Source organism: Mesorhizobium sp. M1329, assembly GCF_040318035.1.
Taxonomy (GTDB): Bacteria; Pseudomonadota; Alphaproteobacteria; order Rhizobiales; family Rhizobiaceae; genus Mesorhizobium.
The window spans coordinates 15,718-40,979 of sequence record NZ_JAMYLN010000043.1 but is presented as its reverse complement, the minus strand read 5'-3'; the positions used below and the strand labels follow the sequence as shown (position 1 = coordinate 40,979).

The following is a 25,262-nucleotide window of genomic DNA, read 5'->3' as shown; positions in this document are numbered from 1 at the left end:
ACGCTACTACGCCATGTTGGATGAACCAGCCATAGCCGCGTGACTCAAACGAAACGGCCTCCGGAAAACCCGGGGCGGTTCACTCCGCGACCAAGGTGTCTGCAACTTAGATCACGACTCGGGAGATCGTCAGAATCGGAGAATTGGCTGGGGCGCCAGGATTCGAACCTGGGAATGTCGGTACCAAAAACCGATGCCTTACCACTTGGCGACGCCCCAACAGCCGGAGCGTGCCCGCTGTGCGCGCGGCCTTATAGGACGAGCCGGCAGAAAGCTCAATGCCGACTATGCGCGACCGATCGACGAAATGGAACCGCCTGCCGCCGGGGAATAAAAAGATCGGCTTGACGATGGTGCCGCCGGCATTCTCGACGGCGCTCAATGTTTTCTCCAGCCTTTCGGAATAGAGCACGGGCAGCGGCTTGGCCGGCGCATCTTTCGACCACGAGAAGGCCGCGCTGTAGAAAGCCTTCACGCTGTCCAGCGTGCCGCCGTCACCGGCATTTCCAGATAATCGAGCTTTCCGGTCATTCTCATCGTTCTGCCCGTTGTTCAAAGCTTTCCAAAAAGCAAGTCTTTTCGGCGCAGCTTTTCCTTAATCGATTGTAGAGGCCGGCCGGCTTGGCCGATGCCTTGCCTTTCGCGCTGCAGCATCATATCGCTCGATTTGCCAAGCCTTTCCAATCTCCTGCAACCGGGGAGCAAGCATGACCAAGTGGGTGTACACCTTTGGCGACGGCGCCGCGGAAGGCCGTGCCGGCGACCGCAATCTGCTCGGCGGCAAGGGCGCCAACCTTGCCGAAATGTGCAGCCTGGGCCTGCCGGTGCCGCCGGGCTTCACAATCACCACCGAAGTCTGCAACGCATATTACGCGAACGGCCACGCCTATCCGGCCTCGCTGGAAGGGGATGTTGCGATAGCCCTCGACCATATCGGCCGGCTGACCGGGCGCCGCTTCGGCGATCCGTCGAAACTACTTTTGGTCTCCGTGCGCTCCGGTGCCCGCGCTTCCATGCCCGGCATGATGGACACCGTGCTCAATCTCGGCCTCAACGACGAGACGGTCGAAGCCTTGGCCGCCGATTCAGGCGATCCGCGCTTTGCCTATGACAGCTATCGCCGTTTCATCCAGATGTATTCCGACGTCGTCATGGGCCTCGACCATGAGGTGTTCGAGGAAATCCTCGAAGACCAGAAGGGTGGCCTCGGCCATGAGCTCGACACCGAGCTGACAGCCATCGAATGGCAAGGCGTGATCGCGCTCTACAAGGCCAAGGTCGAGGAGGAGCTTGGTAAACCCTTTCCGCAGGATCCGCACGAGCAGCTCTGGGGCGCGATCGGCGCGGTGTTTTCCAGCTGGATGAACAACCGCGCCATCACCTACCGGCGCCTGCACGATATTCCCGCAAGCTGGGGCACGGCGGTCAACGTCCAGGCCATGGTCTTCGGCAATATGGGTGACACCTCGGCCACCGGCGTTGCCTTCACCCGCAACCCCTCGACCGGCGAAAAGCAGCTCTATGGCGAGTTCCTGGTCAACGCGCAGGGCGAGGATGTCGTTGCCGGCATCCGCACGCCGCAGAACATCACCGAGGCGGCGCGCATTGCCGCCGGCTCCGACAAGCCGTCGCTGCAGAAGCTGATGCCGGACGCCTTCCAGGCTTTCGTCAGCATCTCCGACCGCCTGGAAAAGCATTACCGCGACATGCAGGATCTCGAATTCACCATCGAACGCGGCAAATTATGGATGCTGCAGACCAGGTCCGGCAAACGCACCGCCAAGGCGGCGCTGAAGATTGCCGTCGACATGGCCAGGGATGGACTGATTTCGAAGGAAGAGGCTGTCGCCCGCATTGATCCGGCCTCGCTCGACCAGTTGCTGCATCCGACGATCGATCCGAAGGCGGCGCGCGACATCATCGGCGTCGGCCTGCCGGCGTCTCCAGGTGCTGCCACCGGCGAGATCGTGTTTTCATCGAACGACGCCGAGGAGGCCAAGACACAAGGCCGCAAGGCGATCCTGGTGCGCATCGAGACCAGCCCCGAAGACATCCATGGCATGCACGCGGCCGAAGGCATCCTGACGACGCGCGGCGGCATGACCAGCCACGCCGCTGTTGTTGCGCGGGGCATGGGCAAGCCTTGCGTTTCGGGCGCCGGCTCGCTGCGCGTCGACTACAAGGCCGGCACGCTGATGGCGATGGGCGCGACCTTCCGCAAGGGCGATATCATCACCATCGACGGCGGCAACGGCCAGGTGCTGAAGGGCGCCGTGCCGATGCTGCAGCCGGAACTCTCGGGCGATTTCGCCGCCATCATGGAATGGGCCGACGGCGCGCGCCGCATGAGGGTGCGCACCAATGCCGAGACGCCGCTAGATGCGCGCATGGCGCGCTCCTTCGGCGCCGAAGGCATCGGGCTTTGCCGCACCGAGCACATGTTCTTCGACGGCGACCGCATCGTTGCCATGCGCGAGATGATCCTGGCCGACACGGAAAAGGAGCGGCGAACGGCGCTGGCCAAGCTGTTGCCGATGCAGCGCGCCGATTTCCTCGAATTGTTCGAGATCATGGCCGGGCTGCCGGTGACGATCCGCCTGCTCGATCCGCCGCTGCACGAATTCCTGCCCAAGACCGAGGAGGAGGTGGCCGAGGTCGCCGCCGCCATGAACGTGTCGCCGGACAAGCTCCGTCGGCGCACCGAAGCGCTACACGAGTTCAATCCGATGCTCGGCCATCGCGGCTGCCGGCTTGCCATCTCCTATCCCGAAATCGCCGAGATGCAGGCGCGCGCCATTTTCGAGGCAGCGGTCGAGGCCGGCCGGAAGGCCGGCGCGCTGGTGGTGCCTGAAATCATGGTGCCGCTGGTCGGGCTGGTGAAGGAGCTCGACTTCGTCAAGGCGCGCATCGATTCGGTCGCCAAAAGCGTGATGGAGGAGACCGGCGTCAAGATCGATTACCTGACCGGCACGATGATCGAACTGCCGCGCGCCGCGATCCGCGCCCACGTCATCGCCGAGGCGGCCGAATTCTTCTCCTTCGGCACCAACGATTTGACCCAGACCACTTTCGGCATCTCGCGCGACGACGCGGCCTCTTTCCTCGAGACCTACCGGCAAAAAGGCATTATCGAGCAGGATCCGTTCGTCTCGCTCGACATAGAGGGCGTCGGCGAGTTGGTACGGATGGCGGCCGAGAAGGGCAGGGCGACGCGGTCCGACATCAAGCTCGGTATTTGCGGCGAGCATGGCGGCGACCCGGCCTCGATCCATTTCTGCGAGAAGGTCGGCCTCGACTATGTCTCGTGCTCGCCCTATCGGGTGCCGATTGCCAGGCTGGCTGCCGCGCAAGCGGCGGTGCAGGCTGCGAAAGCCGGAGCGTGAATAGATACCGACCGCCGATTCCTCCGCATGGCAAGGAAGGTTGATGTTTTCGACCCGCCGTGTGAAATGGCCGCGGGATGGTGCACATGTCTGATGATGAACAAACCGCTGCGGCGAGCTGGTCGGTGAAGTCCGAACTCCGCGCCGTCGGTCGCGACAAGCCGCTGCTCGCGGTGCTGGCGGCGATCCTCTGCCTCTATTGTGCGTTTATCGCCGGACCGATCGTCTATGCTGTGCTGGCCATCAACGGCATTGCGGATTTCTTCAAATGAACCCGGCTCCGGCGATCTCGCTCCGGTCCCGGTTCCTGCGTCTACCGCGCCCGAAATTGCTCGACCTGGATGAAATTGCTTAGCCGGGATGAAACCGTTCCCGTCTATCGTTCGTACCTTGGGGGGTACGGGGAGGACACGTGACAATAAGAATCAGGCTTCCGGGCGGGACTTTGAAGATCAAGAAAAGGGACGAGCTGCGGCGTCGCGAGCAGAAGCGCGAAGTGCCGGTTTGGCAGGTCGGCAATTACTTCGTCATCTGGTGGCCGAGCGGGATGTCCGATCGCCCATCGTCGCCCAACAAATCTTCGCCAAGGAAATAGCCCCGCACCCGACGATCCCGACTGGGCATTGACGCCTCGGTGCAGGATCAGGAACCGCCGTGCGCGCCAAAACTTCCGAGACCGCTCGACAAATCCCAGAAAAAGTCGGCGGGCGGGCGTTGACTCTTCCGCCACGGAAGGTCTTTGATGCTGCATTGCACAATTTGGGGCGGCGGAAGCGATGGCAGTGCGTATCAGAATGCCGGGCGGCACGCTGAAGGTGAAAGTGTACCGCGAATTGCGCGACCGCGAGCGCGCCCGCCGCATACCCGTCGTCAAGATCGGCCGGGTTTATTTCACCTGGTGGTCGAACCGCCAGCGCCTGGTTGACGATCAGTCGCCAGGGTGACGCCTCAATTCTTTCGGCTTGGCATGCGCCTGGGAAAGCCGCGCGGAGCCTCCGCAGGCCAGCTTGCAAATTAAGTTGATGAGGCTGCTGTTGACTCTTCCGTAACGGAAGGTCTCTACTTACCGCATTGCACGAAAATTGCTGCGTTGCACAACGGGAGTTGGACCGATGGCGGTGCGTATCAGGTTGCCTGGCGGCACTCTGAAGATGAAGACCTATCGTGAGTTGCGAGCCCGGGAACGCGACCGCCGCGTGCCTGTGATGAAGATGGGCTCGCTGTATTTTGTCTGGTGGTCGAAGTCTCAAGGCCAAGAAAAGGCACAGGGCAACTCTCGGTAAATCAGTGGGTCATGCAGCATGATCCCTGGGGGCGCACACGACGCCGGAAGCTTCGGGTGGCAATAGTCGCTCGTGAAGACCCGTTTGACCAATCTCAAATAAATGTGTTCCAACAAAGTGTGCCGCGGGCAGGTGCGACGATTGATCATTGCTGGCACGGTGGACGTGATCCTTCACGTACCGTTAAAGACGCGAAGCACGCACTGTGACCTTGAGCTTTGAGGGGGGCTTTTGGGATCGCCGTGTCGACTTTGATCTGCTCGATCTGGAACAGATCTGCCGCGCAAGCGGCCGTGCAGGCTGCAAAGTACGGCCGCGGATAGGAGTTGGAGTCCACCGGCATCTAACCTTGCCGATTTGTAACCGAATTCACGCGAACGTGCGTGTGTCAGCTCCAAATCCCGACATCGTTTCTGCCCAGTTTCCGGCCCCCGAACCCACCCCGGTGCCAGAAACAGATGTTGCAGAACCCGCCCACCCACGTCCGCTCGATTATCATCCTCCAGACGAAGTTCATCGGCGATATTGTCCTCGCTTCCGCGCTCGCCAGAAACCTGCGCCTCCAATATCCAATGGCCAGGATCGTGTTCCTTTGCGAAGCGAACTTTGCCAGTTTTCTGTTGGCTCATGGCATCGCCTCGGACGTGGTGGCGTTCCGGCGCGTACGGATGCGTGGCACCCCTGTGCAGCGTGGTCGCGAGCTTTACGCGATGGTGCGCGCTCTGCGCCGGTTCCGGTTTGACCTGACCATCGACCTGGCCGATTCCAAGACCTCACGCATCATCGTCAGGCTCGTCAACGCCAAGACCCGCGTCGGATATGATCCACCCGAAAAACCGTTGCGCTGGCTGGAACGCCAGCCCGCCAACGTCCTGGCCAAACCGTTTGGCTTTGGTGGCCAGCATTATCTCTACCGCTATCTTTCGCCGCTTGAGGCGCTCGGCGTGGAGTTGCGTGCGCCGGTCCCAAAGATTGAGCCGCTGCCGCTGGAGACCGCCAAGGCATTGGCGCTTCTCGACCGGCATCATCTTCGGCGTAACGCCTTCATAGCCGTTCATGCGGGAGCGAGCTTCCGGGGGCGGCAATGGCAGCCGGAACGTTTTGCGCTGGCGATCGATGAGATCTCACGGCAGACCGGCTTGGACTTCCTGCTTGTCGGCGGCCCCGATGAACGCGCATCTGCCGAGCGCATCGTCGCCAAGGCCGCTTCGCCGGTCGTCAACGTGGTCGGGGCGCTGTCGCTGGCAACGCTGCTGGCGGTCCTCGGCCAGGCACGCCTGTTTCTGGGAAACGAGAGTGGCCCGATGCACATGGCCGCCGCCGCCGGAACGCCGGTTGTCGGCCTGTTCGGCCTGACCGACCCGGCCGTCTGGGGCCCTGTCGGCGTGGCCAGTGTTACGCCGCGGCCCTCTATGCCTTGCGAGTGCATAGCCAGGGACCTGTGCCGCCGTCCCGATCCGAGCAAGGCTTGCTGCGTCTGGCGACTTGAGGTCAAAGCGGTGGTCGACGCGGTGCGCGCGACCCTTTCGCGTAAGGTTAAGGACGTGAAGCACGCGTTGTGACCTCGCGCTTGCCAAAGGTCAGGCCGGCGGTCAAATTGCCGCTGCCGACGCTTTTGCAGGGGCATCGTCCCGATTTCCGCCTTGATGCCGGTCTTGGGGTCGCCGCTTCAACTTTGATCCGGCCGACCTGGAAGTAATCGATGCGCCCGTTCCAAAAGTATTTTTGCGCCGTTGCGATATCGCTGTGGGCTGTTTCTCCCGGCAACGCGCAGTTGCTCGTCGCACCGACGCTGCACATCAAGGCCGAGGCGGGTAGCGGCCGCGTCGCGCTGACGCTCGATGCGTGCGGCGGAAGGACCGACACACGGATTCTCTCGGCGCTGGTGGAAAACAAGATTCCTGCCACCATTTTCGTCACCGGCATCTGGCTGAAGCACAACGCCGCCGCCGTCGAGATCATGCGGGCGCATCCCGAACTGTTCGAATTGGAAAACCATGGCGGCCGCCATGTCCCAGCCGTCGACACGCCGCAAAAGATCTACGGCATTCGCAGTGCCGGCAGCCCGGAGGCTGTGCTGGCCGAGGTCGAATCGGGTGCTGCCGCTCTTGCCGTGACCGGCGAACCGGCGCCGAAATGGTTTCGCGGCGCAACCGCCGAATACAGCCCGTCGGCAATCGCGATGATACGCAAGCTTGGTTTCAAGATCGCCGGATTCTCTGTCAACGGCGATGGCGGCTCATTGCTCGGCGCAAAAGAGACCGCCCGGCGCATTGCCGCGGCAAAGGACGGCGACGTCATCATCGCTCACATCAACCAGCCGACCCATGCGGCCGGCGAAGGCGTGGTGCAGGGACTTTTGGCGCTGAAGGCCAAGGGCCTCACCTTCGTGCGTCTCGACGATGCCGACGGCATCGGCGATCAAGGCACCACCGACTGATCAGTGGGGCGTGGCCTCAATGGTCACCTTGTTCGGATAGAACGCGCCGTGATCGCGGATGTCGGCCATCTCGTCGAAAGGCCGCTCATAAGCCCACATCGCGTCCTTGCCGGCATCGCTGGCGGGCAGCACGCTCCAATAGCTGGCATCGCCCTTGTAGGGGCAGTGGGTCGAGTGTTCGGTCTTGCCAAGCTGTTTAAAGTCGATGTCGCCGAACGGAATATAGAAAACGGGGGGGTAGGGCGATTCGGTCAGCACTTTGACCTTGCTGGACGAAGCGATGACGACATCGCCGGCGCGCACCCTCACGGTGCCCTTGTAAGGCTCGACGGTGATGACCTTGCCGGGATTGCGCTGAAAGCCGGGTGACGGGTTTGCGATTTGGTCCATATCGGATCTCCTTGCCTCAACCCCAAGATGTGTCTGGCAACCGCGTTGCGCAAGACCTGCCGGCCACCGGCGGGCGTCGCCCCTGGGCGGCAGTCTTGCGCTTTCCTCCGGTATCCCGCCTAAAATCAGGCCGCGGCCTGGAATGCGTCCATCAACCCGGCATAGGCGGCGGCAATGCCGGCCACCGGATTGGTGCTTTTCGAGGTCGTCTCGACCTTCAGCGCACCACCGCTGGTCGGCAAGGTGAGCAGCAGGAACTGGCGACTGCCGCCGTCGCCGACGCAGGCGGCAGCGACGTGCTGGCTTTCGCCCTCGTTCTCTACGCACATCTTGAACAAGAGCGTGCCGCCGACCGCTTCGAGGGCGCCACCGACGACCTCGACGAATTCATCTTCGGAAACGGCTTTGGCGTCAGGCACCAGATCGGCCTGCGCGACGTCGGCCGCTACCAGATCGGCCAGACTTTCGGCAAGCGTATTTTCGAGGGCTTTGTCGTCGAGCTGCGCGTCCATGCGAACCTCTTTCATTCGCCAATCGCGCCCCGCCCGTTAATCAACGTTAACGCCGAGCATGGCCGGATTGTGGCGAATTCGGCCTCATTTGGCTCCATGCACCGCTCCAGCCCGATCCTGGCTGGACAATCCGCCGGTTCGCTCCACAATGGCGAAAAAAATATCGGGAGGAACAAGATGCTCGGGCTGATGCAGGAATGGCCGCTGCTTTGCCATAAGCTGATTGACAACGCCGAGCGGCAGCACGGCAGCCGCGAGGTCGTGTCGCGTTCGATCGAGGGGCCGATCGTGCGCAGCACATATGCCGAGATCCATGATCGTGCCCTGAAGGTCGCCCAGCGGCTCGAGCGTGACGGTTTGGGGCTTGGCGACCGCATCGCAACCCTGGCCTGGAACACTGCGCGCCACATCGAGGCCTGGTACGGCATCATGGGTATCGGCGCGATCTATCACACGCTCAACCCGCGGCTCTTTCCCGAGCAGATTACCTGGATCATGAACAATGCCGGGGATAAGGCGATCTTCGTCGATCTGACCTTCCTGCCGCAGCTCGAAAAGATCGCCGGCGCGGTCAAGTCGCTGAAGCAGGTTATCGTGCTGACCGACAATGCGCATATGCCGGAGACTGCGCTGCCCAATGTGGTTGCGTACGAAGAATGGCTCGCTGAAGCCGACGGCAACTTCGCCTGGAAGACATTCGATGAAAACACCGCCGCCGGCATGTGCTACACCTCGGGTACGACAGGCGACCCGAAAGGCGTCCTCTACAGCCATCGTTCGAACGTGCTGCACGCCATGATCGCCGCGATGCCCGACGCCATGGGTATGTCGTCGCGCGACACCATACTGCCGGTCGTGCCGATGTTTCATGCCAACGCCTGGGGCCTTGCCCAGAGCGCGCCGATGGTCGGCGCCAAACTGGTCATGCCCGGCTGCAAGATGGATGGCGCTTCGATCTACGAGCTGCTCGACACCGAGAAGGTGACCTTCAGCGCGGCCGTGCCGACGGTGTGGATGATGCTCCTCCAGTATCTGGAAGAGACCGGCAAGAAACTGCCCTATCTGCAGAAAGTCGTCATCGGCGGCTCGTCCTGTCCACGCGCGCTCACGACGAAGTTCCAGGACAGTTACGATGTCCAGGTCGTCCACGCCTGGGGCATGACCGAGATGTCGCCGCTCGGCACGCTGTGCACCCTGAAGCCGGATTACGCCGGGCTGAAGGGCGAGGCCCGCCTCGGCGTCCAGCAGAAACAAGGCTTTACACCGTTCGGCATCGAAATGAAGGTGACGGACGACGCCGGCAGCGAACTGCCATGGGACGGCAAGACCTTCGGCCGGCTCAAGGTCCGCGGGCCGGCCGTCGCGCGCGCCTATTATGGCGGCATCGGATCCGAACAGTTCGATCAAGACGGCTGGTTCGATACCGGTGACGTCGCGCATATCGATCCCGGAGGCTATATGCAGATCACCGACCGCGCCAAGGACGTAATCAAGTCGGGCGGCGAATGGATCTCGACTATCGAGCTCGAGAACCTCGCGGTCGGCCATCCCGACGTGGCGGAGGCCGCCGCCATCGGCATTCCGCATTCGAAATGGGGCGAGCGGCCTTTGCTCGTGGTCGTGCGCAAGCCGGGTAGGGAGCCGACCAAGACGGATATTCTCGCTTTCATGGACGGCAAGGTGGCGAAGTGGTGGATGCCGGACGACGTCGCTTTTGTCGGCGAAATCCCACACACCGCTGCCGGCAAGATCCAGAAGATTACCTTGCGCCAGCAGTTCCGGGATTATCACCTGCCGACGGATTGACCGGAGATGCGGCGTCTTTGCGCCTTCAAGCCGCCGCTGAAAGGCACTATGCCTTTGTTCGGGTTGGGGCAGCGCGGAAAACAATGACGGGAATTCCCGAGCGACAAACGTCGAGGGCTGCCGGTTGGTCGCGGCGCGCTGGCGCGTTTTCGGCAGTCCTGCTGCTGACCGCTCTCATCGGCCATCGCTATGAGCTCGTCGAGACCCAAGCTTTCCTATGGGTGCTTGGCATTGTCGCCTTGCTGGCCGCGTTTGCGCTTCTGTTTGCCGGGTTTGCCTTCGCGCGATTGTGGAACTTCGGTGATCGTGGCGGCCAAGACCTGACCGCCGGCGCCTTGCTGGCGCTTCTGGTGCTCATCCCTTATGCCGTCGCGGCCTATTGGGCGGCGACCTATCCGCCGCTGCGCGACATCTCGACGGATTTCGACGACCCGCCGGCGCTCGATATTTCTACCCGGACAAAGGATATGAACGAGCTTTCGCCCCCGACACCCGGCGAGGAGCGCCTGCAAATCGAAGCTTATCCGCTCGTTACCGGACGCAGCTACACCTTGCCTTTCGATCGCGTTCTGGATGCGGTCAAAACCGTGCTCGCTCGGCGCGGCTGGCAGCTTACGGCGCCGTTTCCAGAGGCAGCAGGGCAAAGCGACGTGACGGTCGATGCACTGGCCAAGAGCTTGCTGCTTGGCCTTCCCGCCGATGTCGCCATCCGCGTGAGCGACGACGGCGATGCGGTCATCGTCGATATGCGCTCGGCCTCGCGTTACGGCCGCCACGACCTTGGCGACAATGCAGCGCGCATCACCGATTTCCTTGCCGAACTCGACCAGGAAGTCGCCGGCCAGGCGGGCGTGGCGCCGGCGGAATAATATCCGAAGTGTGCTACGTTGCCGGCGAATAGATGCCGTGGATAGCCGGCGCGCCATCGGTGTGGACCAAGCCCTGCGCCACCAGGTCTTCTAGGTGGGCAAGCACCGACAGGCCGGCCGCGCCATGCAGGCGGGGGTCGGTGTCTCGATAGATCGCCTCCACCATGTCCTTGATTGTCCGGTCGCCGCTGTTGATCCGCTCCAAAATTGCCCGCTCGCGCATTTTGCGATGCATTTTCAATCCGCGCATGAAGCTGCGCGGCTCGGTCACCGGCCCACCATGACCGGGCAGCAGCAGCCGGTCATCGCGTTCGATCAGCCGGTCGAGCGATGTCATATAGTCAGCCATCGCGCCATCCGGCGGCGCGACGATCGTGGTTGCCCACGCCATGACGTGATCGGCCGAGAAAAGGATGCCGCTTCCCTCCAGCGCGAAGGCCGCGTGATTGGCTGTATGGCCGGGCGTCAGCACCGTCCGGATCGCCCAGCCGTCGCCGTCGATCACCAAATCATCCGGCAGCGCGATATCAGGAACAAAGCCGGTGTCGGCGCTGGCATCGAGTGGATTGACCTCGCCGGTACGCAATGGCCGCGCCGGTCGATGCCGGCCCTCCGCCAGAACCACCGCACCCGTATGCTGCTTCAACCGCGCCGCCAGCGGCGAATGGTCGCGATGCGTGTGGCTGATGAAGATATGGCTGACCGGCCTGGTCCCGATCGCTTCGAGCAGTGTTCGAAGATGTGCCTCGTCATCCGGCCCGGGATCGATCACCGCCAGCGTCTCGCGCCCGACGATATAGCTATTGGTTCCATGAAAGGTGAACGGGCTTGGGTTCCTGGCGGTGACGCGTTGAATACCAGGCGCAACGGCTACGCCCTGGCCGTAGGCCGGATCGAAGCGTGTATCGAATTTCAGCGCCATGCGAACGTCGCGACCTTTTTTGGGGCGAGGGCAAAACCGATTGCCGCATAGCACGGAAGCCAATATAGGAAAACGCAAGGCCGCGTTCGGCGGCAATCCGGAACGGGGAAGACCATGGCAATTGCAACGACGATGCGTCCGCTCATTTCTCTCGCTTTGCCTGAAAAGGGCACGGCCCGGCTGGCAGGACAGCTTTTGCTGGCGATCGCCGGAACGCTGCTGCTGATCTTGTCTGCCAAGACCAAGGTCATGCTTGGACCGGTCGATATCTCGATGCAGACGCTCGCCGTCTTCCTGATCGCTGCCGCCTTCGGCATGCGCCTTGGCGTCGCCACGCTGCTTCTCTACATGACCGAGGGCGCGTTGGGCCTCCCGGTCTTCCAGAGCACGCCCGAAAAGGGCATCGGTATCGCTTACATGCTCGGTTCGACCGGCGGTTATCTAGCCGGCTTCGTCGTGATGGCGGCCATCGTCGGCTGGGCTGCCGACCGCGGCTGGGATCGCCATCCTATCAAGCTCTTCAATGCCATGCTGGTGGCCGAGATCGTCATGATGGCAATGGGCTTTGCCTGGCTGGCGCTGTTGATCGGCCCGGAAAAATCCTGGCAGTTCGGGGTGGTGCCCTTTATCGTCGGTGATCTGATCAAGGTTGCGCTGGCCGCGAGCCTGGTGCCGGCTGTCTGGTCGCTGTTGAAGCGTTCGTGAAGCCGGTCGAGCCGAACTGAAGTCAGAACGGAACTGCATGTTGCGTCGCTGTCAGACCTTCATGACTCGAGCCCGTCACATTAGCTTCAAGTCGACGGACTAAGGACCAGAACCGACGGTCGATTCGGCACGACCAGCGTAACCAAGCATCTACGTATGGAAATTGCTCGACATAGCATCTCCGCCAGATGAAAAAGAAAGCGGCTCGATGATTATTTAGGCACAGCTAAATTTCTGGACAATGTGTAGGAAATTCTTAACCCAACCGCCTTGACTCTAGTGGCTTGGTTGCTTGCTGGTATCCACACACTGTCGTAACCGTTGACCTGAGATCATGCCGCCGACCGCCGAAGGAAGACACGTGAGTAGCGCGAAAAAAACAATGAGCAAGGCAACAACCCTGTCGCCCGAGCCGACCGCCGCACCGGCAACGCACTGGTATGCCGCCAGTGTCTTTCCCGGAAAAGAGCATGTCGCCGAGCGGCATCTCCGGATCCAGGGATTCCAGCCCTTTGTGCCTCGCTGCGAGAAAACCGTGCGTCATGCCCGGCGGCTCGAAACACGAGTTGCGGCCTATTTCCCCGGCTATATGTTCATAGCCCTTGACGTCGCGTTGCAACGGTGGCGCTCGATCAACGGAACCTTCGGGGTGCGCTCCCTCGTCATGCAAGGGGACCGGCCTTTGCCTGTCCCCTCCGGTCTGGTAGAGCGCTTCATTGCGTTGACCGGCAGGCATGGCTTGCTCGATTTCAGCGGCGGCCTCGCAGCCGGTGCTTCGGTTCGGATCCTTTCCGGCCCGTTCGCGGAAATGATCGGTCGCCTTGACCGGCTCGATCCAGCCGGAAGGGCTCGGGTTCTGGTTGCCATCATGAATGGCGAGATACCTGTCGATCTGGATACCAGGGATCTCGTAGCAATCGCATAAAATCGCAGCATCAACGTGCGGCGAGGCGATGCAAATTGTTGTAGGATCGGCTCTCGGGTTTTTCACCCGGGAGTGCGGTAGCCGTTCTTCGGTGGGACTAGGCGCTGTCTGACGAGATCGTCTCGTCGGCGCTGATTAAGAGTACGCGATATGCGGATAACAATGATTGGTGCCGGCTATGTAGGGCTCGTCTCGGGCGCCTGCTTCGCCGACTTTGGCCATCAGGTCTGCTGCGTCGATCGTGATGCGGAAAAGCTTGCCATGCTCAAACTCGGCAAGATACCGATCTACGAGCCAGGGCTCGACGACCTCGTCACCACCAACGCCGTGCAAGGTCGCTTGCGTTTCGACGACAATCTGGCCGATGCGGTTTCGCAATCGGATGTCGTCTTCATCGCCGTGGGCACGCCGTCACGGCGTGGCGATGGGCACGCCGATCTGTCCTTCGTCTACGATGCGGCCGCCGAAGTCGGCCGCGCGCTCAAAGGATTTACGGTCGTGGTGACGAAATCGACCGTCCCTGTCGGTACCGGTGATGAGGTCGAACGGATCATCCGCGAGCAAAATCCCACCGCCGATTTTGCGGTGGTGTCCAATCCCGAATTTCTTCGCGAAGGATCGGCGATCGAGGACTTCAAGCGGCCCGACCGCATCATTGTTGGAACCGATGCCGAAAGGGCCAAAACGGTCATGGGCGAGATCTACCGCCCGCTCTCGCTGAATGCGGCGCCGATATTCTATACGAGCCGACGTACGGCTGAGCTCACCAAATATGCCGGCAATGCGTTTCTGGCCATGAAGATCACCTTCATCAACGAAATTGCCGATCTTTGCGAGCGGTTGGGAGCCGATGTGCAGGACGTGGCGCGTGGCATCGGCATGGACAACCGCATCGGCGCAAAGTTTCTTCATGCTGGGCCGGGCTATGGCGGCTCCTGTTTCCCGAAAGATACGCTGGCACTGGTCAAGACCGCGCAGGACGCGGCAAGCCCAGTGCGGCTGATTGAAACGACGGTCTCGATAAACGACCAGCGCAAGCGGGCGATGGCGCGCAAGGTGGTTGAGGCCTGCGGCGGCTCTGTGCGCGGCAAGACTGTCGGAATCCTTGGCCTTACGTTCAAGCCGAACACCGACGACATGCGCGATGCCCCCTCATTGGCCATCATTCAGGCACTCCAGGATGCAGGCGCTTCGATCAAGGCCTATGATCCGGTCGGCATGGAGCAGGCGCGCAAGATGATCGACGGCATTGAATTCGGGGAAAGCGCCTACGCGGTGGCCGACGGCGCGCACGCGATCGTCATCGTCACCGAGTGGAACGCGTTTCGGTCATTGGATCTGAAGCGGCTTCGTGCAGTGATGGCGACGCCGGTGATGGTCGACCTGCGAAACGTCTATCGCGGCGAGGACGTCGTGAGGGAAGGGATAACCTATTCCAGCGTTGGCCGAGAGCGGCAACTTGTCAGGTGAACGTCCAGGTTTCCATAGGGCCCGGGTTGCGAGATTCAATTTGAGCACCACCACTGTCCAATTGCCCAATCGAAGGCATCTGCTGCTCCGAATGCGCTTTCAGCTGCTTGGCGGACTGACATTCGCTATCCTGCTGCCTGCGCTGATCCGCATGTCGTTTGATCAACAGGTTATCCTGTACTCAAACTTGCAGGTTACGATCGTCGCGGCATTCATCGCTCATACGACAGGCTACTTTCTCTACAAGCGCATCGGTAATTTCCCGGGTGTCGCGGCGGCTGGCTACATCTTGCCAACTTTCGCGCTGACCTATGGCCTTGTGTTCGTCACTATCTTCTTCTTCAGATTTGACTACAGCCGATTCCAGGCTGCCGCGAGCTTCATCCAGTCAACATTGTGGTACTTTGGCCTGAGCCTGGCCACGCGACGGCTCGATGCATACCGCCTGGCGATAATTCCTGGCGGAGATGTCGACAGGCTGGAGACAATACCGGGCGTGAGCTGGCATAGGATCCATTCGCCCGATACGGTTGTCGAATACGCGAGCGGCGTCGTGGCCGATCTCAGGGCCGATCTTTCAGATGAATGGGAGCGGTATATTGCGGATCGCGCGCTGTCGGGAACACCAGTCTATCACGTCAAGCAAATCAGCGAATCGCTCACAGGCAGAGTCGAGATCGAGCATCTTTCTGAAAACACTCTAGGCTCCTTGAATCCAAATCAGGCTTACCTGAAAATAAAGCAGTCGGTAGACTGGGCCTCTGCGTTATTTGTGCTCGTTGTTTTCTCGCCATTGCTATTGTTTGTGGCGATTGCCGTAAAGATTGATTCACCTGGACCCGCACTATTCAGACAGAAGCGAATGGGCTACGGAGGGCATCCTTACGAAGTCTACAAGTTTCGAACGATGAAGCTCAGCGACACGGCTGTCGACGAAAAGGAAGCGGCCATCACAAAGGCCGGCGACACACGCATCACGCGTTTGGGGCAGTTCTTGAGAAAATCCCGGATCGATGAATTGCCTCAGGCCTTCAACATCCTGCGCGGCGAGATGAGCTGGATAGGACCGCGGCCGGAAGCACTCGTACTCTCGAAGTGGTATGAAGCGGAGCTGCCGTTCTATCGCTACCGGCACATCGTGCGGCCTGGCATTACCGGATGGGCACAAGTCAACCAAGGCCACGTTGCGGCCGTGGACGATGTTCTTGAAAAACTTCACTACGACTTCTACTACATCAAGAATTTCTCCCCTTGGCTCGACGTGCTGATTGTGTTTCGTACCATCCGAACCATGCTGACGGGCTTTGGCGCACGTTGACAAGACGACAAAGATCGGTAGTCGACGTAACCAAGCCACCGCTCGCAAGCCCTCACATCTCAGTTTTTGAAGTTAGGTATTTTGTAGTGTCCAAAGCCACGCTGATCAACGTTGAGAATATCGTCTTACCGACCCCGGAGAAGCACAATGACTAGGAAAACTGCACTCATCACTGGCATCACCGGCCAGGATGGCGCGTATCTGGCGGAACTTCTTTTGGCAAAGGGCTATGATGTCCATGGCATCAAACGTCGCTCATCCTCGTTCAACACCGGTCGAATAGACAATCTCTATCAGGATCCGCATGAAAAGAACGTAAAGCTGTCGCTGCACTATGGCGACATGACCGACGCCACCAACATCATCCGCATCGTCCAGGAAGTTCAACCCGACGAGATCTACAATCTTGCCGCACAATCGCATGTCCAGGTGAGCTTCGAGACCGCGGAATATACGGCGAATGCCGACGCGATCGGTACATTGCGCCTGCTCGAAGCCATCCGGCTGCTTGGCCTGACAAAAAAGACGCGTTTCTATCAGGCATCGACGTCCGAGCTCTACGGCAAGGTGCAGGAGATCCCACAGCGGGAGACGACGCCCTTTTATCCCCGCTCGCCCTATGCGGCTGCCAAGATCTATGCTTACTGGATCACGGTGAATTATCGCGAAGCTTACGATATTCATGCGTCAAACGGAATCCTGTTCAACCACGAGAGCCCGATGCGCGGCGAGACGTTTGTCACCCGCAAGATCACCCGCGCGGCTGCCGCGATAAGTCTCGGCCTTCAGGACAAACTCTATCTCGGCAATCTGTCGGCTGAACGGGACTGGGGGCATGCCCGCGACTACGTCGAAGGCATGTGGAGAATTCTCCAGCATGATGTACCAGACGATTATGTCCTTGCAACCGGAGTGAAGAACTCGGTCCGCCGCTTTGTCGAGCTTGCATTCAATGAGGTCGGGACCGAGATCCAATGGGTTGGTTCCGGCATCGATGAAAAAGGCATTGATGCGAAATCCGGCGCCGTTCTGGTCGAGGTGGATCCGCGCTATTTCAGGCCGACCGAAGTCGAGCTTCTTATTGGCGACGCCTCGAAAGCAGAGCGCGTTCTCGGATGGAAGGCAACAACGTCGGTGGCGACAATGGTCGAGGAAATGGTCCGGTCCGACCTCCAAACAGTACGGCGGGAATCCGAACATCGGCGGCTCGACGAGGACCGCATTCGCGTTGCGGCACAGTAAGCGGCGTCGGGGCCGGACCGGCATGAGAATCTCGGTCTTGACCGTCTGTTGGAACTCCGCGGCGACAATTCGGCATACAGTCGAGAGCTTCTTGGCTCAGGATCATGGTGATAAGGAGCTGGTGATCATCGACGGCAATTCATCGGACGGGACGATGGCAATAGTCCGGTCTTATCCGCAGGACCAGATTCGAATGATCAGCGAACCCGACACCGGGATGTATGATGCGCTGAATAAGGGGCTGCGCCTCTATACCGGAGATGCAGTTGGCGTGCTGAATTCAGACGATTGCTTTCACGATCGCACAGCACTGGGGCGGATCTCCGCGGGGCTCGAGCAGGCCGATATTCTTCATGGTGACCTAGATTTTGTCGAAGACCATTTGACCAAGCGAGTCGTGCGCCGTTGGCGTGCTGAGGCCCGACCCGCCAAGGGCTTTCGGACCGGATGGATGCCGGCCCACCCAACGTTCTATGTGACGAGGAAGGTGGCGGACGTGGTCGGCGGATTCGATCTCAGCCTCAAAGTGGCATCGGATTATGACTGGATGTTGAGAGCTGTTGAGCTTCACGGATTTCAGACGGCAGCGACCGGGCACGTGTTGGTGGACATGATGGTTGGCGGAGCCAGCACGCGAAGCATTGTCTCGCATATCTGGCACAATTTGGAAGCACTTCGGTCGCGCCGCCGCTGGCTGGGGGCAGGGCCTCTCGACTACGCGCTTCTTGCCAAGCCGGCCCGAAAGCTAGGGCAGTTCTTGTCCAAACCACATGGGAGCACTGATCGTTCAGCTTGAAAGACAACAGCTCAGCCTCTAGCGAGGAGCCTGGTTCTCAATCTGCCTGAATGCACCGCGCCTAGCCGATCGATTCCAACGCGTATATGGAAACCCAACCATGGATGCCCCTAACTTGAGCAATCAACAATGTCCCATGCTGCAGAACCTCAACGATGAATGACCCGAAGAGCATTTTGGAGCCGATTGCGGGCTATGTCCTTGACCTCGTCGCAAAACTGCGCAACCGGCAGTTTGTTCCGCACTCGCTGACGAAGCTGCACAACATGAAAACGTGCAGAGACATAACGGGCGCGACGACTGCGGTGGAGATTGGCTCCTACAAAGGGATCACAACAAAGCGTCTCTCTTACCTTTTCGACAAAGTGATCTCGGTAGAGATTGACGAAGCTCTGTACCAGCAGGCCAGCAAGCGCTGTGCAAAGCGGAAAAATGTGGAGCTGCTGCTGGGAGACGGCGCAAAGCTGCTTCCAGAAATAGCGGCACGGGTGCAAACGGCGCTTATTTTTCTAGATGGACATTTTAGCGGCGGCCTCACCGGTCAAGGTGACGAACCGGAGCCTGTGTTGAAGGAACTAGATCTCATCCAGGCCAATTTGGACCACTTCTGTGCCGTCATCGTCGACGACTTCCGTCTGTTTGGCGTCGAGCCAGGATGGCCGCGAAAAGCTGAAGTGATGCAGAAGCTGGAAGAAGTATTGTCGGCAAGCGAATGGACTCACAGCGTCCTGAACGATCAGTTCATAGCGGTTCGCAAAAGATCGGCAAAATGACGAGCGGGAATATCTCGTCGCCTCCCAACGACTCGGAGTCAGCGTCCTCAAACGCCTCTGATCGACCAGGGCAAATATACTCGTCGTGATAGCGCGTTCATCAATTCAACTTACTGGTAGCAAACAAGGAACCATTTCATGAGGGTGAGCCTGGCGATCGCAGCGCAGCGGTTTTTCGGTCTATTCGGCTACCATTTGAGAAAGCTTGAGCGCGGCGTTCACATCGATGATTCTATGGAGGAACAATTACGCCTCGCAGGTGACGCAGTGTCCACGATTTTTGAAGTTGGCGCTGCCGACGGGCGTGACACGGGCACTTATGCAAACAGATGCCCGAAGGCGACTGTTCACGCCTTCGAACCATTGCCGGAAAACTTTGCGAAACTCAGTGCTGTCGCCGAGCGTGAGCCGCGAATCGTTCCGATCAACATGGCCGTCTCTTCAAAGGAAGGAATATCTTCCTTCCATGTCACGACGCTGCCGGATGCCAGTTCCCTATTTAGTCCAAGAGCTACTGGTTCAACGTTTGACAAATATATGCTGGAAGAGAAGGTAGTAGAAGTGAACGTTACGACCTTGGCTGAATATTGCAGAAAGGCGAACGTAAAAGACATAGGCCTCCTCAAGATGGACGCCCAAGGTTCGGAGCTAAACATCTTGAATGGTGCGGAGAAGTTAATTATAGAGAAGCGAATTAAAGTAATATACTCAGAAGTATTATTTATGAAGATATATGATGGATGCTGCCAGTTTCACGACGTAACAGCATACCTTGAAAAATTTGATTATCATCTGCACGCGATATACAACCAACATCATAATCAGTCTGGCCAATTGGCTTGGGCTGACGCTATTTATCTACCGAATATTGACTGACTCGCCGATTTTGATGAAACAGGCGGTCATGACAGATCTCTACGGGTATGCGGATATCGGCCGGTTCGGTCTCGGCCACAGCATGCTTGCCTGGGCGCGTTGCGAGATATGGTGTCGCAACAACAATGCGCGGATGCTCGGACCGCGCTGGTTGCGCCCTCGCATCGGCCCCTATCTGCGCCGTGAGCGTGACAGGCGCGAATATTTCAAGCTTTTTACCAATGAAGGCTATGTGGGAGAGCCGTGGCGCACGATCCTTCTCGCAACGGCGCGCAAGATTCCGGCGTATGCGATTGAGCCTGCGCCGTATCCGAGTAGGAACACGGTTGTGGTCTTCAAGAACACAGGGACCTCGAACTTTGAAAGTCATTTCCATGAAGTCCGCGGCCACGGGCGTGTGCTGCACGAAGCGTTTCGTCGGATCACCCGCAAAAAATATCTGCCGCAGGCGCCTGTGGAACCCTTCGTGGCAGTCCATGTGCGACTTGGCGATTTTACCGGCTTTGATCCGGGCCGAGTGAAGGCAGGAATGCACAACAATCGGCTCCCAATCAAATGGTACTGCGATAGCCTTACCGCACTTCGCGACGGATTAGGGAGGAGCATACCGGCCCGCGTCTTTTCTGACGGAAGCGATTCCGAACTTCTTCCGCTGCTTAGTCTACCGGACGTACAGCGAGCAGACGATGCAGAATCCGTCACGCATATGCTCGAAATGGCTCAGGCAAGCGCGATCATCGGAACTGGCTCCAACTTCAATCTGTGGGCTGCCTTTTTTTCACAGGTTCCGCGGATTACTTACCCAGGCCAGGCGATAGTCACAGTGAACGACGATCCCTCCCGCGAGACGAGCTTCCTCGACAACATTCCGCTACCCGATTTGTTTGTCGACCATGTCAGGAAACAATTCCCCCAATGAGGGGCGTGAGGCAAATCGAGCTGATCGTTTTGACGTCTCTCGTTTGGATGGCGTCCCTTTCAGGAGCTTCACCCAAAACCGCAGATGGATCGCTTCTTTGAGTGAGTATCTAGAGAGTGCAGTTCGACTTTTGCGTGAGGCCCCTAGCGGCATTTTGCGCAAAGGGCTTGGGCGAAATTCGGCACTATCGTTCGCCCAAGGCGCGGTCGGAACAATCTGCTATTTTCTGGTGTACCGCCTACTGATTGCCGAAGCGGGGACCGAAGTGCTAGGCCTCTGGTCACTCACTGTAGGGATTGTGGCATTTGGACGGCTAGCTGATGTCTCGGGCGGAGCAGGTTTGTCGAGGATGGTGGCGATCGCTGATCACGACAGTGAAAGTGCTGCCGTTTACATCGACACCGTTACACTGGCTACAGCGATTTTATATACGGCAATCATACTGGTCACACTCGTTCCTTTTAGCAGAATGGTGGTCTCAAGTATCGAAGATAAGTTTCACGAAATCGGGCAATGGCTCGTCATTGTCACTTCGATATCCCTTTTTTTGAATGTTATGGTTAGTAGTCAACTGAGCGCACTAGATGGGTTGCATAGATCGGATATCAGATCAATTATTCAAATTTGTGGTTTTCTCATATTCATTGTATTGAGCTACGCACTCATACCGTATATCGGCGTAAAGGGTATGGCGCTGTCTCAAGCAGCACAGTTCGTGCTTGTTCTTGTGCTAGCAAGGATAGTATTGGTCGCGAAAATACCTGGATTAGGCATTGTTCCAATGCAGTTCTCACGCAAAGCGTTTCTGGAAACGATGAGCTATGGAATAAAATTGCAGGTTACGTCATTAGCAGGACTGGTGTTCGACCCGCTGTCTAGAATTATGATCAATCACTTTGGAGGGTTGTCTGTCCTTGGTATTTACGATCTTGCCTACAAGATAACGGCATATACTCGAATGCTCATTGTGTCCGCCTCGATGCCGCTCATTCCAGAGTTCTCAAGACGCTATATACATGATCAGGCAGCCGCCAAGAATCTTGTGAATATGGTCTTTCCAAAGTTTGCCGCTTTGACAGCCTTGGCCTTCGCCATGACCTGTCTTTGTGCACCCTTAGTCTCCTACTTTGTGTTGTCGCAGATATCATCGATTTTCATCATTAACGTCGCAGTGCTTAGCATTGGATGGTACATCTCGACCCTTGGTAATGTGATCCAATTGTATGCGCAGGGAGCGGGGATGCTGCGCTGGAACATTGCTGGCCAGTGGGCGATTGCGGCAGGAAGCGTCATCTTCGGGTACATAGCTGGGAAAACGGGCTACGGTGCTTATGTTGCAGTTGGGATTGCGGCCGCTGTCGCCTTCGGGTCGGTGGTCGGGATTATTGGAAATATGCGCCTCTATGGGCTAAACGTTAATCTCGTGCCTTTCACACGGTCGTCGCTGCTGTCGTTGGCCGTGTTCGTTGGCTCGCTTGGTTTCCTGTGCTTGGTGGCCTGGCGGTGAGGATCCGTACGTTTCCAAAAGTAGCCATAGTCGTTTTGTATGAAAGAATGGCCTGTCTGCACAAGAGCAAGAAACTCTTCGTCGAGAGATAGAGTGGTAAACCTAAAAGATCCATATATCCTTCTATGCCTTGCGGGCATTTTTGGCTTCCCGCTCTTGGCGGCGATGATGGAGTTTGTAAGTCCGGGCAACGCGAGCGTGTCGATAATATTTCGCGGCTTCGTGTTAGTTCTTTCAATACTTGTTATTTGGGGCGGCTCTCGCTTTAGGAAAAGTGTTAACTTAAACATTGATGTAGCGTTATTTCTAGCGTTTTGGATTGTGTACTTTGTTCGCATTCTTAACGACACGGTTTTACAAGATATTCTTCTTGGCAGGCCAAGGTGGTTCTATTGGGTTTGGGCATTCGGCGTCTGTTTCGCCCCGGCCTTTGCCCTTATTCTTCCGCGGCAATGGGTTAAATTCGACGCACTAGGAGTTGTGCTACTGTATGCCGGCGCAATTTGCAGCGTGCTCATATTGGCAAAAGGGAACTTCGACTTCGTTACCAGCTCGGGCGATGTGGTCGATGGGGGGAGACTGAACGTATCGGCGCTTAACCCGATCTTCGTCGGACATGCGGGAGCATCTACCTGCTTGCTGGGTGCCTGGATGTTCTTGAAAGCATACCTTCGCGGTTCGAATTGGATGTCGAAGGGAGTTGCTGTTTTAGCAATCGTGGCCGGGGCCATTGTGCTCGTTAAGGCGGACTCGCGAGGGCCGCTTGCCGCTCTGCTTGTGGTTTCGCTTTTCTGCATCGCGTCGCTGCGGACGTCAAAACTGATCGTCGCATCACTGTTTGCGATATCCGCCGGCATTGTCCTCATGCAAATGGGTGTCATTGATAGCCAGTTGTTGGATTCCTTGGGGCTAAGCCGTGTCTCGGCCTCGTTTTCCGATGAGCTTGATATATCTGCGAGACAGCGGCAGGTAAGTGCTCATTCCGCCTACAATCAGTTTTTAGAGAGCCCGATCGTTGGAGACGCACTCGAGGAACGGACTACGCTATTCTATCCACACAATGTCGTGATTGAGAGCCTAATGGCCACTGGTATACTCGGCGGGATTCCCTTTATTCTGCTTCTATTCCGAATTTCATTTCAATGTTGGAGACTGCTGCGGGCGGGCGACTCAAATGCCTGGGCATGTCTGATATTTCTGCAGTATTTGATCGGAGCTCAATTTTCTGGATCGTTGTACACGTCGTACACAATGTGGGCGTCTCTTTCTATGGTCTCCCTTTTGTTCCAACAGAGATGGTATCCTTACAGGTATGTCCGCCCGCTGCTTGTTCCGAGATCAACGCACCCTTTGGGTAATCGCTGATTCGAATCCGAAAATGTCGAAGGCGGGGCCAGCCATATTCAAGCTTGAAGTCTCAGAGGGTAGCGTGGCAGGAGAGGTCGATCGCAGAGAACGTGTTGCGGTGGTGTATTCGCATTTTCCGCACTACAGAGAAGCAATATTCAAGGAATTGCAAAAGAGCGAAAAGTACCGCTACACGTTTTTTGTTGGTTCAAAGAACAAGTTCGATCTAAAGTCTGGGCCTAGTTTGGATGGAATCGTCTTCGTGAGGCAAGTGGTCATTGGACCGTTCACAATTCAGATTGGGTTACTGGGTAAGCTTCTAACAGGCGGATTTTCCCATATGATATTTCTCGGGAATCCTTACATTTTAACAAATTGGCCTTATGCGCTATTCGCGCGGCTGGCGGGATATAAAGTGTACTTTTGGACCCACGGCTGGTTGAATGTAGAAGGCAAAGTGCGACGTGCGTTACGCAATTTATATTACCGGATCCCGCACGGATTGATGCTATATGGAGTTCGTGCAAGAAGTATTGGTACGAGATTTGGATTCAATGAAAGGGATATGCACGTAATCTACAACTCTCTCGATTATGATGCTCAAAAAATAGAAAGAATTAGAATTGAGAGTGAGAAGAGCGATGCATTGCTCCGCGGTGATTACATAGTTTGTGTTGCTCGATTAACCAGGGAATTGAAGATCCATTTGGCAATTGAGGCAATAAATGTTGTCCATCGAAAGACTGGCCGAAGTATTGTATTGCAGTTAATCGGAGATGGGCCATTGCGGGGTGAGTTGCAAGACTTAGCTGAAAAATTAAACGTGAGGGTAGTCTTCAACGGCGCCCTCTATGAGGAGAAACTGATTTCGAATATTGTCTATCACGCGCGGGCAATGGTTTCTCCAGGCAAGGTTGGTCTTACGGCGATGCACGGACTGGCTTATGGGATTCCAATAATTACGCACGGAAATTTTGACAATCAGATGCCGGAGGTGGAGGCGATTGAGCCGGGCATTACCGGTGATTTTTTCAAGGAAGACGATGTCGAGAGTTTGGCGGCTGTGTTAACGAAATGGATGGAAACACCCCGCACGAGCAAAGAGAGATTGCTTGCCATTGCGACGATCGAGGACCGGTATACCCCTAAGTCACAAGTTCGGATGATCGAGTGCGCCTTGGCCTCTGGAGGGCATTGATGAGCGGAGAGCTTTTTGCTGCCCGCGTACGTCCTCTTGCTCGGCAGCTCCGCATGAGCTTCAATCGAATGAGGTATCGCGCGTTTTTCGTGGATAGAACAAGCTATCTGGCCGCGGGTTCAGACATTAGCCGGGATCTTCAGATGGGTCCTTATGGTTACATAGGGCCGCGGGCGAGAATTTGCGGATCTGTGGAAATGGGAAAGTATGTTATGATCGGCCCCGACGTAGCTATCGTGGGCAAAGAGCATAACTATGACAGGGTGGGAGTCCCGATAATATTCTCCGGGAGGCCTCCTTCTGAGAGAACCTTAATCGGGGACGATGTCTGGATAGCGACTCGGGCGACCGTACTTGCAGGCGTGACCATTGGTGAGGGCGCTATTGTTGCGGCCGGCGCCTTGGTTGTAGATGATGTTCGACCGTATGAAATAGTGGGAGGTGTGCCTGCGAAAACGATCGGCTGCCGATTTTCTGACGAGGAGGGCACAAGACATTCGGAGCTGCTTCGCGGACCCGCGCGATTAGGGAAATTTGCCTCTCGGATACTCTGAACCCTTGGATAGCGTGAACAAGCCTAC

At 57.8% G+C, this 25,262-nt stretch carries 24 protein-coding genes, 1 tRNA gene and 1 pseudogene; 21 read left to right on the top strand and 5 right to left on the bottom strand.

Annotated elements, in window-relative coordinates:
• Positions 1-144: 144 nt before the first annotated feature.
• A tRNA-Gln gene (locus tag NKH21_RS29480) sits at positions 145-219 on the bottom strand.
• A gap of 79 nt (positions 220-298) precedes the next feature.
• Positions 299-537: pseudogene (locus NKH21_RS29475) on the bottom strand (VOC family protein); the annotation flags it as partial.
• Positions 538-707: 170 nt separating this feature from the next.
• On the opposite strand from NKH21_RS29475, the gene ppdK reads away from it, so the two are divergent.
• The 6 genes from ppdK to NKH21_RS29445 all read left to right on the top strand — a co-directional run bounded on the left by ppdK (position 708) and on the right by NKH21_RS29445 (position 7,106).
• Complete coding sequence (ppdK, locus tag NKH21_RS29470) at positions 708-3,383, top strand: pyruvate, phosphate dikinase (protein WP_352869384.1); 2,676 nt, start codon at positions 708-710, stop codon at positions 3,381-3,383.
• Between the two features lie 86 nt (positions 3,384-3,469).
• Positions 3,470-3,655: a hypothetical protein gene (locus tag NKH21_RS29465; RefSeq protein WP_352869382.1), complete on the top strand. Its 186-nt coding sequence runs from the start codon at positions 3,470-3,472 to the stop codon at positions 3,653-3,655.
• 504 nt (positions 3,656-4,159) lie between these two features.
• Positions 4,160-4,327 (top strand): hypothetical protein, encoded by a 168-nt coding sequence (locus NKH21_RS29460; RefSeq protein WP_352564264.1) that lies wholly within the window; start codon positions 4,160-4,162, stop codon positions 4,325-4,327.
• A 168-nt stretch (positions 4,328-4,495) separates the two neighbouring features.
• Positions 4,496-4,666 (top strand): hypothetical protein, encoded by a 171-nt coding sequence (locus tag NKH21_RS29455; protein ID WP_352869380.1) that lies wholly within the window; start codon positions 4,496-4,498, stop codon positions 4,664-4,666.
• A gap of 458 nt (positions 4,667-5,124) precedes the next feature.
• Entirely contained in the window at positions 5,125-6,228 is a 1,104-nt protein-coding gene (locus NKH21_RS29450) for a glycosyltransferase family 9 protein (RefSeq protein ID WP_352869378.1), read from the top strand.
• A 140-nt stretch (positions 6,229-6,368) separates the two neighbouring features.
• Positions 6,369-7,106 (top strand): polysaccharide deacetylase family protein, encoded by a 738-nt coding sequence (locus NKH21_RS29445; RefSeq protein WP_352869376.1) that lies wholly within the window; start codon positions 6,369-6,371, stop codon positions 7,104-7,106.
• Here NKH21_RS29445 and NKH21_RS29440 read toward each other — a convergent pair whose 3' ends face one another.
• Together NKH21_RS29440 and NKH21_RS29435 are read right to left on the bottom strand one after the other, a co-directional pair.
• On the bottom strand, positions 7,107-7,496 hold the full coding sequence (locus tag NKH21_RS29440) for a DUF427 domain-containing protein (protein ID WP_352869374.1): 390 nt from the start codon (positions 7,494-7,496) through the stop codon (positions 7,107-7,109).
• A gap of 125 nt (positions 7,497-7,621) precedes the next feature.
• Positions 7,622-8,008 carry a hypothetical protein gene (locus NKH21_RS29435; protein ID WP_352869372.1) on the bottom strand — a complete coding sequence of 129 codons (387 nt, stop codon included), beginning with the start codon at positions 8,006-8,008 and terminating at the stop codon, positions 7,622-7,624.
• Between the two features lie 177 nt (positions 8,009-8,185).
• Here NKH21_RS29435 and NKH21_RS29430 point away from each other — a divergent pair, with 177 nt between their 5' ends.
• Both NKH21_RS29430 and NKH21_RS29425 read left to right on the top strand, forming a co-directional pair.
• Entirely contained in the window at positions 8,186-9,814 is a 1,629-nt protein-coding gene (locus tag NKH21_RS29430) for a fatty-acid--CoA ligase (RefSeq protein ID WP_352869370.1), read from the top strand.
• An 83-nt stretch (positions 9,815-9,897) separates the two neighbouring features.
• Positions 9,898-10,683, top strand: a complete 786-nt coding sequence (locus NKH21_RS29425) for a DUF1499 domain-containing protein (protein ID WP_352869368.1) — start codon at positions 9,898-9,900, stop codon at positions 10,681-10,683.
• Positions 10,684-10,696: 13 nt separating this feature from the next.
• On the opposite strand, the gene NKH21_RS29420 is transcribed toward NKH21_RS29425, so the two are convergent.
• Positions 10,697-11,605 carry an MBL fold metallo-hydrolase gene (locus NKH21_RS29420; RefSeq protein ID WP_352869366.1) on the bottom strand — a complete coding sequence of 303 codons (909 nt, stop codon included), beginning with the start codon at positions 11,603-11,605 and terminating at the stop codon, positions 10,697-10,699.
• Positions 11,606-11,719: 114 nt separating this feature from the next.
• Between NKH21_RS29420 and NKH21_RS29415 the strand changes: the two genes are divergently transcribed.
• The 13 genes from NKH21_RS29415 to NKH21_RS29355 all read left to right on the top strand — a co-directional run bounded on the left by NKH21_RS29415 (position 11,720) and on the right by NKH21_RS29355 (position 25,235).
• A complete protein-coding gene (locus tag NKH21_RS29415) occupies positions 11,720-12,310 on the top strand; it encodes a biotin transporter BioY (RefSeq protein ID WP_352869364.1) in 591 nt (196 codons plus the stop codon).
• A 334-nt stretch (positions 12,311-12,644) separates the two neighbouring features.
• Positions 12,645-13,235 (top strand): transcription termination/antitermination protein NusG, encoded by a 591-nt coding sequence (gene nusG, locus NKH21_RS29410; RefSeq protein WP_352869362.1) that lies wholly within the window; start codon positions 12,645-12,647, stop codon positions 13,233-13,235.
• A gap of 150 nt (positions 13,236-13,385) precedes the next feature.
• The gene (locus tag NKH21_RS29405; protein ID WP_352869360.1) at positions 13,386-14,705 is read left to right on the top strand and encodes a UDP-glucose dehydrogenase family protein; all 1,320 of its coding nucleotides are present in this window, start codon (positions 13,386-13,388) and stop codon (positions 14,703-14,705) included.
• Positions 14,706-14,745: 40 nt separating this feature from the next.
• Complete coding sequence (locus tag NKH21_RS29400; protein WP_352869358.1) at positions 14,746-16,023, top strand: sugar transferase; 1,278 nt, start codon at positions 14,746-14,748, stop codon at positions 16,021-16,023.
• A 147-nt stretch (positions 16,024-16,170) separates the two neighbouring features.
• A complete protein-coding gene (gene gmd, locus NKH21_RS29395; protein WP_352869356.1) occupies positions 16,171-17,265 on the top strand; it encodes a GDP-mannose 4,6-dehydratase in 1,095 nt (364 codons plus the stop codon).
• Between the two features lie 22 nt (positions 17,266-17,287).
• A complete protein-coding gene (locus NKH21_RS29390) occupies positions 17,288-18,061 on the top strand; it encodes a glycosyltransferase family 2 protein (protein WP_352869354.1) in 774 nt (257 codons plus the stop codon).
• A 155-nt stretch (positions 18,062-18,216) separates the two neighbouring features.
• Positions 18,217-18,834, top strand: a complete 618-nt coding sequence (locus NKH21_RS29385) for an rRNA adenine N-6-methyltransferase family protein (RefSeq protein ID WP_352869352.1) — start codon at positions 18,217-18,219, stop codon at positions 18,832-18,834.
• A 138-nt stretch (positions 18,835-18,972) separates the two neighbouring features.
• The gene (locus tag NKH21_RS29380) at positions 18,973-19,710 is read left to right on the top strand and encodes an FkbM family methyltransferase (protein ID WP_352869350.1); all 738 of its coding nucleotides are present in this window, start codon (positions 18,973-18,975) and stop codon (positions 19,708-19,710) included.
• Between the two features lie 28 nt (positions 19,711-19,738).
• Positions 19,739-20,629: a hypothetical protein gene (locus NKH21_RS29375; RefSeq protein WP_352869348.1), complete on the top strand. Its 891-nt coding sequence runs from the start codon at positions 19,739-19,741 to the stop codon at positions 20,627-20,629.
• Positions 20,630-20,726: 97 nt separating this feature from the next.
• The gene (locus tag NKH21_RS29370; RefSeq protein WP_352869346.1) at positions 20,727-22,136 is read left to right on the top strand and encodes an oligosaccharide flippase family protein; all 1,410 of its coding nucleotides are present in this window, start codon (positions 20,727-20,729) and stop codon (positions 22,134-22,136) included.
• A 93-nt stretch (positions 22,137-22,229) separates the two neighbouring features.
• Positions 22,230-23,501 carry an O-antigen ligase family protein gene (locus NKH21_RS29365; protein ID WP_352869344.1) on the top strand — a complete coding sequence of 424 codons (1,272 nt, stop codon included), beginning with the start codon at positions 22,230-22,232 and terminating at the stop codon, positions 23,499-23,501.
• 13 nt (positions 23,502-23,514) lie between these two features.
• Positions 23,515-24,681, top strand: a complete 1,167-nt coding sequence (locus NKH21_RS29360; protein ID WP_352869342.1) for a glycosyltransferase family 4 protein — start codon at positions 23,515-23,517, stop codon at positions 24,679-24,681.
• On the top strand, positions 24,681-25,235 hold the full coding sequence (locus NKH21_RS29355) for a CatB-related O-acetyltransferase (RefSeq protein ID WP_352869340.1): 555 nt from the start codon (positions 24,681-24,683) through the stop codon (positions 25,233-25,235). Before NKH21_RS29360 ends, NKH21_RS29355 begins: the two co-directional genes overlap by 1 nt.
• Positions 25,236-25,262: the final 27 nt, after the last annotated feature.